The organism is Pseudomonas sp. WS 5146 (genome assembly GCF_012985495.1).
In the GTDB taxonomy this organism is placed as follows: domain Bacteria; phylum Pseudomonadota; class Gammaproteobacteria; order Pseudomonadales; family Pseudomonadaceae; genus Aquipseudomonas; species Aquipseudomonas edaphica.
Genome location: NZ_JAAQWL010000001.1, coordinates 815,186 through 828,031, shown reverse-complemented (window position 1 = coordinate 828,031; position 12,846 = coordinate 815,186). Strand labels below are relative to the sequence as shown.

Below are 12,846 nucleotides of genomic sequence, written 5' to 3'. Positions count from 1 at the left end.
CTATCGCTGGCCCCGAGTGCCTTGCAGCGCCTAGACTTTGTCGATCTTCAGCACAGGAACAGCCCGTGACTACCATTTTCTGGTACGACTATGAAACTACCGGTATCAACCCCCGCAGCGATCGCCCGTTGCAGGTTGCCGGTATTCGTACCGACCTCGAGCTCAACGAGGTCGGCCCGCCGGTCAACCTTTATTGCCAGCCAAGCGACGATATCCTGCCGCACCCGGCTGCCTGCGCCATAACCGGTATCACCCCTGGCATTCTGGCGGAAAAAGGCCTGGCCGAAGCCGACTTCATGACCCGCGTGCACGCCGAGCTGGCTGCGCCTGGAACCTGTGGTGCCGGTTACAACACGTTGCGCTTTGACGATGAAATGACGCGCTACAGCCTGTACCGCAACTTTTTTGATCCGTATGCCCGTGAGTGGCAGGGGGGCAATAGTCGTTGGGACTTGATCGATGTGGTTCGCACGGCTTACGCACTGCGCCCCGAAGGCATTGAGTGGCCGCAGCAGGACGGGCGTGTCACCCTCAAGCTGGAGCGTTTGACCCAAGCCAATGGCATCGACCATGGCCATGCTCACGATGCCCTGTCGGACGTGCGAGCCACCATAGCCCTGGCGCGGCTGATCCGCGACAAGCAGCCAAAGTTGTATGACTGGCTGTTTCAACTGCGCAGCAAGCAGCGGGTGATGGATCAGATCCGCCTGTTGCAGCCCATGGTGCATATTTCCGGGCGTTTCTCCGCCGAGCGTCATTACCTGGGTGTGGTACTGCCCCTGGCCTGGCACCCGCGCAATCGCAATGCGTTGATTGTCTGTGACCTTGGTCTCGACCCGCAGGGTTTGCTCGACCTGGACGCCGAAACCTTACGCCAGCGGCTTTACACGCGCCGTGATGAGTTGGCGCAAGGTGAGTTGCCAGTGCCGCTCAAGTTGTTGCATATCAACCGCTGCCCGGTGGTCGCGCCATTGAATGTGCTGCGCGCACAGGATCGCGAACGCCTGAACTTCGATATGGACGTGTGCCAGGCGCGGGCGCTGCGACTAACTGACGCACAGGAAGTTTGGCGCGACAAGTTGGCAGCCATTTATGCCGAGGAAGACTTTGCACCGAGCACAGACCCGGAGCAGCAGCTCTATGACGGTTTTATCGGTGACCGCGACCGACGGTTATGCGAACAAGTCCGTGTGGCTGAACCGTCACAGTTGGCACGTCAGCAGTGGCCTTTCGATGATCATCGATTGCCGGAATTATTATTCCGTTACCGTGCGCGTAACTTTCCTGACACCTTGGACAACGATGAGCAACAACGCTGGAAACTTTTCTGTCAGCAACGTTTGTCGAGCCCGGAGTGGGGCGCACCCAATACCCTGTTGGCATTTAAGCAGGCACGTGAGGAGTTGGCTGTTAGTGCTACAGCGTTTCAGCGCCAGGTGCTCGATGAATGGCAAGAGTATGCCGACTCTTTAGCCGCTCGCCTGGGCTTGTAGTCAGGCACTTGCAAAATATTCGGACAATAAAAAACGCCAGCAAGCTGGCGTTTTTATTGTGTTGCATATCAGGCAGAAGCCCGATCAGGCTTAGCCCAGCAGGGTAGCCCAACCTTCTACCACGTCGCCGCCCCACTTGGCTTTCCACTCTTTCAGAGTCTTGTGGTTGCCACCTTTGGTTTCAATCACTTCGCCGTTGTGCGGGTTTTTGTACTGCTTGACCTTGCGAGCACGCTTGGTGCCGGTAGTTTTCACAGCGCCACGTGGTGCTTTAACTTTGGATTCCGGATCCAGCAGCGCGATGATGTCACGCAGGGATTTGGAGTACTCACCCATCAGGGTGCGCAGTTTGCCTTCGAATTCCAGCTCGGTTTGCAGCTTGTCGTCTTGTGACAGGTTCTTCAAACGGGCTTGCAGTTCTTTGATAGCTTCTTCGGTGGCGCGGTATTCGTTGATCAGGGACATGTGGACTACCTTATGTAGAGCGCTGATTGACAGTGAGTGGCCTAATAATAGTCAGGCAATTTCCCCAAGTAAACATTTAAGAAGGCATTTATGTGAATTACGTTGAATGTTTGTGGCAATGCTATGCAATCGAGTTAATTAATAGGTGGTAGGTGTAAAAATAATTCTGTTTATTTTGCATAACTGTCTGAGCCTCGGAAGGGCGTTCATATAGCGGCGGTAAAACCTTACGCTATTAAGGGGTGTCGCCAGGACCGGGCGACAGAATAAGGTGCAAGGAGTACTGCAGTTTTTCTGCGTAATCGCTAGAATGGCGGCCTTTGCGAAGTTCTGGAGTTTCCCCCTAATGCGCACTTTTCGGCTGGTGATTGCTTGCCCGGACCGGGTTGGTATCGTTGCCAAAGTCAGTAACTTTCTGGCCTCCCACAACGGCTGGATCACCGAGGCGAGCCATCACTCGGACGATCTCAGTGGTTGGTTTTTCATGCGTCATGAGATACGTGCCGACACGCTGCCCTTCGGCCTCGAAGCGTTTCGCGAGGCGTTTGCGCCGATCGCTGAAGAGTTTTCGATGACCTGGCATATCACCGACACCGAGCAGAAAAAACGTGTCGTGCTGATGGCCAGCCGTGAATCCCACTGCCTGGCCGACTTGCTGCACCGTTGGCACAGCGATGAGCTGGACTGTGAGATCGCCTGTGTGATTTCCAACCATGATGACCTGCGCAGCATGGTCGAATGGCATGGCATCCCGTACTACCACGTGCCGGTCAACCCACAGGACAAGGAACCGGCATTCGCCGAAGTCTCCCGCCTGGTCAAGCAGCACGAAGCCGATGTAGTCGTGCTGGCGCGCTACATGCAAATCCTGCCGCCGGAACTGTGCAGCGAATATGCCGGTCGAGTGATCAACATTCACCACAGCTTCCTGCCATCGTTTGTGGGTGCCAAGCCGTATCACCAGGCCTCCCTGCGCGGTGTGAAGTTGATTGGCGCAACGTGCCACTATGTCACCGAGGAGCTCGACGCCGGCCCGATCATCGAGCAGGACGTAGTGCGCGTCAGCCACAGCGACAGCATTGAAGACATGGTGCGTTTCGGCCGTGACGTCGAGAAGATGGTGCTGGCCCGTGGCCTGCGTTACCACTTGGAAGATCGCGTGCTGGTACACGGCAACAAGACTGTGGTGTTCTGACAGCCGCGTTTAAGTTGAAGAAAAAAGGGCCTGGGCGTTAAATCGTCCCAGGCCCTTTTTTTGTCCGCCATGAAGGATTAAGCGATGAGCGATCCACTCGATAAAGCCACCTCCAAGGCCCCAGCGACGCTGGGCGAAGGGTGTTTGAGCCGTTTTGACCCGGATGACCTGGACGCGGAGGACGGCACCGAGTTTCCCGGTGCCGCCGAGCTGTGGCGGCAGGAGCACACTAAAACCGATCCCGAGCAAGCCTAGCGGTCCGCCGCCTTAACGCTCGGCGGGCGCAGGGATCAGATCCGGAAGCTGCCCACCAGCTGTTTCAAGCGTGCGGCCTGTTGTTCCAGGTCGGTACAGGCGCGCAGGGTTGATTGCAGGTTTTCCACACCTTCCTGGTTGAGGGTGTTGATCTCGGTGATGTCCATGTTGATCGACTCCACCACCGAAGTCTGTTCCTCGGTGGCGGTGGCCACGGACTGGTTCATCCCGTCGATCTCGCCAATGCGTTGGGTCACGCTGTTGAGACGCTCGCCGGCCAGGTTGGCGATCTCGACGCTCTCCAGGCTATGGCGTTGGCTTTCACTCATGGTGCTGACCGAATCCCGGGCGCCGACCTGCAACTCTTCAATCATCTTTTGCACTTGTTGCGCCGATTCCTGAGTGCGATGTGCCAGGTTGCGCACCTCATCGGCCACCACCGCAAACCCGCGACCAGCTTCACCTGCACGTGCCGCTTCGATGGCGGCGTTCAGCGCCAGCAGGTTGGTTTGCTGGGAGATGCTGGTGATCACTTCCAGAATCTGCCCGATGTTCACGGTCTTGCTGTTGAGCGCTTCGATATTGCTGCTGGAGGCGCTGATCATCTCGGACAGTTGGTTCATTGCCTTGATATTACGCTCGACCACTTGCTGGCCGTCCTCGGCCAAGTGCCGGGCATCGCTGGCCTGATGGGAAGCCTGCGCGGCGTTACGTGCAATTTCTTGCGCAGCAGCGCCCAGTTCGTTGATGGCGGCGGCCACGCTGTTGGTGCGGTTGGCCTGCTCGTCAGAGTTGACCATCGACGAGTTGGAAGCGCTGACCACTCGCAGGGCCACTTCATTGACCTGCTCGGTGGCCGAGGACACTTCGCGAATCGAGGTGTGAATGCGCTCCACGAAGCGATTGAAAGCATTACCCAGCGTGCCGAACTCGTCGTGATTCTGGATGTTCAGGCGGCGGGTCAGGTCACCTTCGCCATCGGCGATGTCCTGCATGGCGCGGGTCATCACGTGCAGGGGTTGCAGCAGTACTCGGATCAGCATGCCGAGCAGCGCGATGATGATCACAACCGCAATGATCGTGGCGATAACGGCCGAGGTGCGAAATTTGCTGAGCATGGCGAAGGATTTATCTTTATCCACCGAAATACCCAGGTACCAGTTCACCGACGGCAGGCCTTTGATGGGGGTGAAGGTCACGATGTTGTCTTTGCCATTGGCTTCGACTTCGCTGAAATCACCACTGATCTTCGGGGTGTTTTTCGGGTACATGTCGGCCAGCGTCTTCATCACCAGGTTCTTGTCCGGGTGCACCAGCACTTTGCCGTCAGCGCTGACCAGGAACGCGTAGCCCATGCCGCCGAAGTTCAGCGCGCCGATGTTATCCACCAGCGTTTGCAGGCTCAGGTCGCCGCCGACCACGCCGATGCTTTGCCCCGCCTTGGCGCTGGGGGTAGCGACGGAAATGATCAACTGGCCGGTCGCTGCGTCGATGTAAGGTTCGGTCAGGGTTGAGCCGTTACTGCTTTGGGCGCCTTTGTACCAAGGGCGCACCCGTGGGTCGAAACCGTCCGGCATCTTGGTGTCGGGGCGGATGGTGAAGGCGCCTTTGCTGTCGCCCACGTAGGTGGCCATGAACGAGGATGTCAGGGTTTTCTGCTCGAGCAGGCCAGCAACTACGGCGGGTTCAGGGTTGATCGCGATGTTCTGTGCGGCGTTTTCGACCAGGGCAATACGCCCGGTGAGCCAGGTTTGAATGTTGCTGGCGGTGACATCGCCCATTTCATGCAGGTAATTATTGAGGTCGTCGCGAATCGCGTTGCGTTGCAGGTAGTCGTTGTAGAGGGTAAACAGTGCAAAAGCGGCGATGACGATAAGGGAGGCTGCAAGCAGGATTTTGTGGCTGAAGCGCAGGTTTTTATTCATGGCTTGTAGGGTCCGCTAAGGTCTTAATATCCGAAGCGCGTCCTTGTAGGATGCGCAAAATGACAGCGTCAAAAAAGGTGTGATACTGCTTGTGATAATTCCGGTGGTCCCTGTGAGAACTATCTGACCTATTTTTAGACTTTGTGGGTCTTACCTCTGTCTGTATCGACCTGACGGCACTAAAGATTAACCAAAGGTGACGAAATGCCTGATTCCTCGCAACTCCTTATCGGCGCCGGCCTGGACGGCCAGCCCATCGCCCAGGCCATGCGCTTGGCCAACCGTCACGGGTTGATTGCCGGCGCGACCGGCACAGGTAAAACCGTCACGTTGCAGCGCTTGGCGGAAGCCTTCAGCGATGCGGGTGTGGCCGTGTTTGCCGCTGATATCAAGGGTGACTTGTGCGGCCTTGGCGCTGCGGCCAACCCTCAAGGCAAGGTGGCCGAGCGCATTGCGGGCATGCCCTTCCTCAATTACAGCGCGAAGGCGTATCCGGTAACACTGTGGGATATCCACGGGCAGTCCGGTCATCCGCTTCGCACCACCATCAGCGAAATGGGGCCGTTGCTGCTTGGCAGCCTGCTGGAACTCACTGACAGCCAGCAATCGGCGCTCTATGCGACTTTCAAGGTGGCCGACCGCGAAGGCCTGTTGCTGCTGGACCTCAAAGACCTCAAGGCCTTGCTCAACCACTTGCGTTATCACCCGGAACTGCTGGGCGACGACGCGGCGCTGATGACCACCGGTTCCAGCCAGGCGCTGTTGCGGCGTTTGGCGGTGCTGGAGCAGCAGGGCGCCGAAGCCTTGTTTGGCGAGCCTGCCCTGCAGCTTGAAGATATCTTGCAGCCTGCCGGCGATGGTCGTGGGCGCATTCACCTGCTGGACGCGAGCCGCTTGGTGCACGAGGCGCCCAAGGTCTATGCGACCTTCCTGCTGTGGCTGTTGGCCGAGTTGTTCGAACAACTGCCGGAGCGTGGCGATGCCGATAAACCGTTGCTGGCGCTGTTTTTCGACGAGGCGCATTTATTGTTCGCCGATACGCCCAAGGCATTGCAGGATCGCCTGGAACAAGTGGTGCGTTTGATCCGTTCCAAGGGCGTGGGTGTGTACTTTGTCACTCAATCCCCAGGGGATTTGCCTGACACGGTATTGGCGCAACTGGGCTTGCGTATCCAGCATGGCTTGCGGGCGTTCACCACCAAAGAGCAGAAATCCCTGCGTGCGGTGGCGGACGGTTTTCGCCCCAACCCGGCGTTCGATACCTTGTCGGTACTGACTGAGTTGGGCACCGGTGAGGCATTGGTGGGGGCGTTGCAGGAAAAGGGCACGCCGGAAGTGGTCCAGCGCGTGCTGGTGGCGCCGCCGCAATCGCGGATCGGGCCGCTCAGCGAAGCCGAGCGTGCTGCGATCATCGCCAGTTCGCCTTTATTGGGGCGCTACGACAAGCCAATTGACCGTGAGTCGGCCTACGAGGTGCTGATGGCGCGCAAGGAGCTTGGCCCGACCGAGGAGGCCAAACCGGCCGCCGAAGAGCCGAGCTTTACCGACAAGGCCGGAGCGTTCCTGGGGACTACAGCAGGTAAGGCGCTCAAATCCGCCATGCAACAGGCGGCCAATCAAATGGGACGGCAGTTGGTGCGCGGGTTGTTGGGCTCGTTGCTGGGCGGCAGTAAACGCAAGTAGCGGTTCAGGGCTTGGGCCTGGCGTGGGCGGCCAACCGCTCCAACGCTGCGCGCAGGCCCGGATCGCTGATGCCGTCGGCCGTGGCTTGAATGGTTTCGGCCGCGTTCTGCGACAGGTCCATGGTGTGGCCCACTGCACCTTGCTGCACGGTGGGCGGCTGCACCTTGAACTGGATGCGGGTCAGGCTGGCAAACTCTTCAAATGCCATTAATTGCCGCTGCAAGCGTTTTTGCTGGTAGCGCAGGCGGGTGGCCCAATGCCCGTCGGTGACAATTAACAGTAAATTGCCTTCGCGCCACGACGCCACATGACAATGTTCGCGGGCGGCAGGTTGCAGTTGGCTTTCTACAAGGCGTTGCAAATGGCCCAAGCGTTGCGCGTGGCCGAAGATGGCTTTCAACGGTTTGGCTTCGCGGAGCAACACGCTGGGCGCGCGGGCTGTAAGTGGGCGAAACGCCATGTTTAGACACCTTAAGTAACAGAGCCGCCATCTTAGCAGAAAGCGCCTGTGCGGCCCCAGGCAAAGCGATAGCAGGGCAATGCGAGTGAAATCAATAGGTAACTTCTGCGCTTGATGGGTTGAAGTTCCAGCAAAAGCCCTTATTTTAAACAGGCCCTCTCACAGCGCCATGCCAGCATCGGGGAATAACGCCACTTTCCTCACCCACGATTCCGGGTAGAATGCGCGTTCGCATGCGGCCGTGAGGGCTGCTCGGGCCACTCACGGTGCGCCCTCCATCCCTATGTGTGGAAGAACCTGCCGATATGTTTGCGCCTTTGTTAAAGAAACTTTTTGGAAGCAAGAATGAGCGCGAAGTCAAACGCATGCTCAAGACGGTGCAGCTGGTCAATGCCTTCGAAGAGCAGATGGTTGCCCTGTCGGACGAGCAATTGCGCGCCAAGACCCAAGAGTTCAAGGCCCGCATAGCCAAAGGTGAAACCCTCGACAAGCTGTTGCCTGAAGCCTTTGCGGTCGCCCGTGAAGCCGGTAAGCGTGTCATGGGCATGCGCCACTTCGACGTGCAGTTGATCGGCGGCATGACCTTGCATGAAGGCATGATTGCCGAGATGCGTACCGGTGAAGGCAAGACCCTGGTGGCAACCCTGGGCGTTTACCTCAACGCACTGTCCGGCAAGGGCGTGCACGTTGTGACGGTGAACGACTACCTGGCCCGCCGGGACGCCAACTGGATGCGCCCGCTGTATGAATACCTCGGCCTGACCGTCGGCGTAGTCACGCCGTTCCAGCCGCCGGAAGAAAAGCGCGCCGCCTATGCGTGTGACATTACCTACGGCACCAACAACGAATTCGGTTTCGATTACCTGCGCGACAACATGGCGTTCAGCATGGAAGAAAAATTCCAGCGCGAACTCAACTTTGCCGTGATCGACGAAGTCGACTCCATCCTCATCGACGAAGCGCGTACCCCGCTGATCATCTCCGGCCAGGCCGAAGACAGCTCGCGCCTGTACACCGAGATCAACAAGTTGATCCCGCGCCTGGTGCAGCACGTTGAGGAAGTGGAAGGCGTGGTGACCAAAGAAGGTCACTTCACCATCGACGAGAAGACCCGCCAGGTTGAACTCAACGAAGCCGGTCACCAGTTTGTCGAAGAGATGCTGACCCAGATCGGCGAGCTGGCCGAGGGCGAAAGCCTCTACTCGGCGCACAACCTGGGCCTGTTGACCCACGTGTACGCCGGCCTGCGCGCCCACAAGCTGTTCCATCGCAACGTCGAATACATCGTCCAGGACGGCCAGGTCGTACTGGTTGACGAACACACCGGCCGTACCATGCCGGGTCGCCGTCTGTCCGAAGGCCTGCACCAGGCCATCGAAGCCAAGGAAATGCTCAACATCCAGGCCGAAAGCCAGACGTTGGCCTCCACCACCTTCCAGAACTACTTCCGTCTGTACAACAAACTGTCCGGCATGACCGGTACAGCTGACACCGAAGCGTTCGAATTCCATCAGATCTACAACCTGGCTGTGATGGTGATTCCACCGAACAAGCCGCTGGCGCGTAAAGACTTCAACGACCTGGTGTTCCTGACGGCCGAAGAGAAATACGCGGCAATCATCAACGACATCAAGGACGGCATGGCCCAGGGGCGTCCGATCCTGGTGGGTACTGCCACCATCGAGACTTCCGAGCACGTGTCCAACCTGCTCAACAAGGAAGGCATCGAGCACAAGGTTCTAAACGCCAAGTTCCACGAAAAAGAAGCCGAGATCATTGCCCAGGCCGGTCGCCCAGGCGCGCTGACCATCGCTACCAACATGGCCGGTCGTGGTACCGACATCCTGTTGGGCGGCAACTGGGAAGTGGAAGTTGCGGCACTGGAAAACCCAAGCCCTGAGCAAATCGCCCAGATCAAGGCCGACTGGCAGAAACGCCACCAGGCTGTGCTGGAATCCGGTGGTTTGCAGGTAATCGCCTCCGAGCGTCATGAATCGCGTCGTATCGACAACCAGCTGCGTGGTCGTGCCGGCCGTCAGGGTGACGCCGGTTCCAGCCGCTTCTACCTGTCGCTGGAAGACAGCCTGATGCGTATCTTCGCCTCGGATCGGGTGAAGAATTTCATGAAAGCCCTGGGCATGCAGTCCGGTGAAGCGATCGAGCACCGCATGGTGACCAACGCCATCGAGAAGGCCCAGCGCAAAGTCGAAGGCCGTAACTTCGATATTCGTAAGCAACTGCTCGAGTTCGATGACGTCAACAACGAACAGCGTAAAGTGATTTATCACATGCGTAACACGTTGCTGGCCGCCGACAACATTGGCGAGACGATTGCCGATTTCCGTCAGGACGTGCTCAACGCTACCGTCAGCGCACACATCCCGCCACAGTCCCTGCCTGAGCAGTGGGATGTTGCCGGCCTGGAAGCTGCGTTGAAGAGCGACTTCGGTGTGGACTTGCCGGTTCAGCAGTGGCTGGACGAAGACGACCACCTGTACGAAGAAACCCTGCGCGAGAAGCTGATGACCGAGCTTTTGGCCGCATACAACGAGAAAGAAGAGCAGGCGAGTGCCGAAGCACTGCGCACCTTCGAGAAACAAATCGTACTGCGCGTGCTGGACGACCTGTGGAAAGACCACCTGTCGACCATGGACCACCTGCGTCACGGTATCCACCTGCGTGGCTACGCCCAGAAGAACCCGAAGCAGGAGTACAAGCGCGAGTCGTTCACGCTGTTCTCCGAGCTGCTGGATTCGATCAAGCGCGATTCGATCCGTGTGCTCTCCCACGTTCAGGTGCGTCGCGAAGACCCGATCGAGGAAGAAGCCCGCCTGCGTCAGGAAGCCGAGGCACTCGCTGCGCGCATGCAGTTCCAGCATGACGAAGCACCGGGTCTGGAAGCGCCGGAAGCCTTGGGCGAAGAGGTCGATGTGGCCTTGGCTCAAGCCCCGGTCCGCAATGACCAGAAGCTGGGCCGCAACGAGCTGTGCTGGTGCGGTTCGGGCAAGAAGTTCAAACACTGCCACGGCGAAATCAACTAAGATTTTTGCCTGACGCTGCAACACCCTGCGCCGCGACCGGCCTTTGCCGTCGCGGCGTTTTGCCATTAATTTCACCGTTGATCGCGACGGTACAGACATCACCTATTCTTTAAGGAGCGCATTCATGGCTGTTGGTCTTGGTCCTTTGCCCACTTTGTACCCGGTCGCCGGTTTTGAACTCGGTATCGCTTCGGCCGGCATCAAGCGCCCGGGGCGCAAAGATGTAGTGGTGATGCGCTGTGCCGAAGGCTCGACGGTTGCGGGCGTGTTCACGCTCAACGCGTTTTGCGCCGCACCGGTCATCCTGGCCAAGCAACGCGTGGCAGGTTCGATCCGTTACCTGCTGACCAACACCGGCAATGCCAACGCCGGTACCGGCGAGCCAGGCCTGGTTGCCGCTGCGCGCACCTGCGCCAAGCTGGCCCAGTTGACCGGCGTGGATGCCAGCCAAGTGCTGCCGTACTCCACCGGCGTGATCGGTGAGCCGCTGCCGGTGGAAAAAATCGAAGGCGCGCTGCAAGCCGCACTGGATGACCTGTCTGTGGATAACTGGGCGGCTGCGGCCACCGGCATCATGACCACCGACACCCTGCCCAAAGGCGCTAGCCGCCAGTTTGTACACGACGGCGTGACCGTTACCGTGACCGGCATCAGCAAGGGCGCGGGCATGATCCGCCCGAACATGGCCACCATGCTCGGCTACATTGCCACCGACGCCAAAGTCTCCCGCGACGTGCTGCAGCGCCTGATGCTCGACGGCGCCAACAAGTCGTTCAACCGCATCACCATCGATGGCGACACCTCGACCAACGACTGCTGCATGCTGATCGCCACCGGCCAGGCCAACCTGCCGGAAATCACCTCCACCGAGGGCGCGCTGTTCGCCGCATTGAAGCAGGCGGTGTTCGAGGTGTGCATGGACGTGGCCCAGGCCATCGTGCGTGACGGTGAGGGCGCAACCAAGTTCGTCACTGTTGAAGTGAACGGCGGCGCTAACCACCAGGAATGCCTGGATGTCGGTTACACCGTGGCCCACTCGCCCCTGATCAAGACTGCACTGTTTGCTTCCGACCCGAACTGGGGCCGCATCCTCGCTGCCGTCGGCCGTGCCGGTGTGCCGGACCTGGACGTCAGCAAGATCGACGTGTTCCTTGGCGACGTGTGCATTGCCAGCCGTGGCGCTCGCGCTGAAACCTACACCGAAGCCCAGGGCTCGGCGGTGATGCAGCAAGAAGAAATCACCATCCGCATCGAGTTGGGGCGCGGCGACTGCAGCGAAACCATCTGGACCACCGACCTGTCCCACGAGTACGTAAAGATCAACGCGGAATACCGCACCTGACAGCCAAGAGGAAAACCTGGTGAAACGAGTGCATGTAGCAGCAGCGGTGATCCGTGGCGTCGACGGCAGGATCCTGCTGGCACGCCGTGCCGATACCCAGCACCAAGGCGGCCTCTGGGAGTTTCCCGGCGGCAAGGTGGAGGCTGATGAGTCGGTCGCAAGCGCTTTGTCCCGCGAGTTGCAGGAAGAACTGGGCATCCAGGTCACCACGGCGCGCCCGCTGATCAAGGTGCAGCATGACTACCCGGACAAGCAGGTGTTGCTGGATGTCTGGGAAGTCTCGGCCTTTACCGGCGAGCCCCATGGTGCCGAAGGGCAGCCGTTGGAATGGGTGACGCCGCGGGACTTGCTCAACTATGAGTTCCCGGCGGCGAATGCACCGATTGTTGCGGCTGCCCGTTTGCCCGCTGAATACTTGATCACACCAGGCGAACTGGAAGCCCCCACCTTGTTGCGAGGTGTCCAGAAAGCCATTGCCGGTGGCATCAAGCTGGTTCAACTGCGCGCGCCCAACGGTTACGACCCTAAATACCGTGACCTGGCGGTGGACGCGGTGGGCCTGTGTGCCGGCAAGGCGCAACTGATGCTTAAAGGGCCGTTCGAATGGCTGGGGGATTTCCCTGCCGCCGGCTGGCACATGACCTCGGCGCAGTTGCGTAAATACGCGAGCAAAGGCCGCCCGCTGCCGAAGGATCGCTGGTTGGCGGCTTCTTGCCACAACGCCGAAGAGCTGGCACTGGCAGAGATGATGGACGTGGATTTCGTCACGCTGTCGCCGGTGCAGCCGACCCAGACTCATCCCGATGCCCAGCCGTTGGGTTGGGAGCAGGCGGTAGAGTTGATCCGTGGGTTCAGTAAACCGGTGTTTCTGCTGGGCGGGCTTGGGCCGGCTGAGCGGGAACAGGCTTGGGAAGCCGGGGCTCAGGGTGTGGCAGGCATTCGCGCGTTCTGGCCTGAGGCATGATGATCGTTCCCACGCTCTGCGTG

10 protein-coding genes and 1 pseudogene are annotated in these 12,846 nt (G+C 59.1%); 7 read left to right on the top strand and 4 right to left on the bottom strand.

Features of this window, described 5'->3' with window-relative positions; genetic code table 11:
• The first annotated feature begins 65 nt into the window (after positions 1–65).
• Positions 66–1,493 (top strand): exodeoxyribonuclease I, encoded by a 1,428-nt coding sequence (sbcB, locus tag HBO41_RS03785; protein ID WP_099549385.1) that lies wholly within the window; start codon positions 66–68, stop codon positions 1,491–1,493.
• 90 nt (positions 1,494–1,583) lie between these two features.
• Here the strand turns inward: sbcB and mvaT are convergent, their stop codons facing one another.
• Positions 1,584–1,958, bottom strand: a complete 375-nt coding sequence (mvaT, locus tag HBO41_RS03780; protein WP_005790963.1) for a histone-like nucleoid-structuring protein MvaT — start codon at positions 1,956–1,958, stop codon at positions 1,584–1,586.
• Positions 1,959–2,304: 346 nt separating this feature from the next.
• Between mvaT and purU the strand changes: the two genes are divergently transcribed.
• Positions 2,305–3,153 (top strand): formyltetrahydrofolate deformylase, encoded by an 849-nt coding sequence (gene purU, locus HBO41_RS03775; RefSeq protein WP_017139791.1) that lies wholly within the window; start codon positions 2,305–2,307, stop codon positions 3,151–3,153.
• A gap of 84 nt (positions 3,154–3,237) precedes the next feature.
• The gene (locus HBO41_RS03770; protein ID WP_017139792.1) at positions 3,238–3,408 is read left to right on the top strand and encodes a hypothetical protein; all 171 of its coding nucleotides are present in this window, start codon (positions 3,238–3,240) and stop codon (positions 3,406–3,408) included.
• A 35-nt stretch (positions 3,409–3,443) separates the two neighbouring features.
• Here the strand turns inward: HBO41_RS03770 and HBO41_RS29770 are convergent, their stop codons facing one another.
• Positions 3,444–4,208, bottom strand: a complete 765-nt coding sequence (locus HBO41_RS29770) for a methyl-accepting chemotaxis protein (protein WP_370589484.1) — start codon at positions 4,206–4,208, stop codon at positions 3,444–3,446.
• Between the two features lie 93 nt (positions 4,209–4,301).
• Positions 4,302–5,333: pseudogene (locus HBO41_RS29765) on the bottom strand (cache domain-containing protein); the annotation flags it as partial.
• A gap of 204 nt (positions 5,334–5,537) precedes the next feature.
• On the opposite strand from HBO41_RS29765, the gene HBO41_RS03760 reads away from it, so the two are divergent.
• Positions 5,538–7,016, top strand: a complete 1,479-nt coding sequence (locus HBO41_RS03760) for a helicase HerA-like domain-containing protein (protein WP_017139794.1) — start codon at positions 5,538–5,540, stop codon at positions 7,014–7,016.
• Positions 7,017–7,020: 4 nt separating this feature from the next.
• Here the strand turns inward: HBO41_RS03760 and HBO41_RS03755 are convergent, their stop codons facing one another.
• Positions 7,021–7,476: a DUF721 domain-containing protein gene (locus HBO41_RS03755; protein WP_017139795.1), complete on the bottom strand. Its 456-nt coding sequence runs from the start codon at positions 7,474–7,476 to the stop codon at positions 7,021–7,023.
• 305 nt (positions 7,477–7,781) lie between these two features.
• Here HBO41_RS03755 and secA point away from each other — a divergent pair, with 305 nt between their 5' ends.
• The 3 genes from secA to HBO41_RS03740 all read left to right on the top strand — a co-directional run bounded on the left by secA (position 7,782) and on the right by HBO41_RS03740 (position 12,823).
• Positions 7,782–10,517, top strand: coding sequence for a preprotein translocase subunit SecA (gene secA / locus HBO41_RS03750; protein WP_017139796.1), 2,736 nt, complete (start codon positions 7,782–7,784; stop codon positions 10,515–10,517).
• 124 nt (positions 10,518–10,641) lie between these two features.
• Positions 10,642–11,859 (top strand): bifunctional glutamate N-acetyltransferase/amino-acid acetyltransferase ArgJ, encoded by a 1,218-nt coding sequence (gene argJ, locus HBO41_RS03745; protein WP_169985151.1) that lies wholly within the window; start codon positions 10,642–10,644, stop codon positions 11,857–11,859.
• A gap of 19 nt (positions 11,860–11,878) precedes the next feature.
• Positions 11,879–12,823 carry a Nudix family hydrolase gene (locus HBO41_RS03740; protein WP_169985148.1) on the top strand — a complete coding sequence of 315 codons (945 nt, stop codon included), beginning with the start codon at positions 11,879–11,881 and terminating at the stop codon, positions 12,821–12,823.
• Positions 12,824–12,846 lie beyond the last annotated feature (23 nt).

Excerpts from the sequence above, each read along its gene's own strand:
- HBO41_RS03755 (WP_017139795.1), bottom strand. The coding sequence starts at position 7,476 with ATGGCGTTTCGCCCACTTACAGCCCGCGCGCCCAGCGTGTTGCTCCGC.
- mvaT (WP_005790963.1), bottom strand. The coding sequence starts at position 1,958 with ATGTCCCTGATCAACGAATACCGCGCCACCGAAGAAGCTATCAAAGAA.
- secA (WP_017139796.1), top strand. The coding sequence starts at position 7,782 with ATGTTTGCGCCTTTGTTAAAGAAACTTTTTGGAAGCAAGAATGAGCGC.
- HBO41_RS03760 (WP_017139794.1), top strand. The coding sequence starts at position 5,538 with ATGCCTGATTCCTCGCAACTCCTTATCGGCGCCGGCCTGGACGGCCAG.
- argJ (WP_169985151.1), top strand. The coding sequence starts at position 10,642 with ATGGCTGTTGGTCTTGGTCCTTTGCCCACTTTGTACCCGGTCGCCGGT.
- HBO41_RS03770 (WP_017139792.1), top strand. The coding sequence starts at position 3,238 with ATGAGCGATCCACTCGATAAAGCCACCTCCAAGGCCCCAGCGACGCTG.
- purU (WP_017139791.1), top strand. The coding sequence starts at position 2,305 with ATGCGCACTTTTCGGCTGGTGATTGCTTGCCCGGACCGGGTTGGTATC.
- HBO41_RS29770 (WP_370589484.1), bottom strand. The coding sequence starts at position 4,208 with ATGGTCAACTCTGACGAGCAGGCCAACCGCACCAACAGCGTGGCCGCC.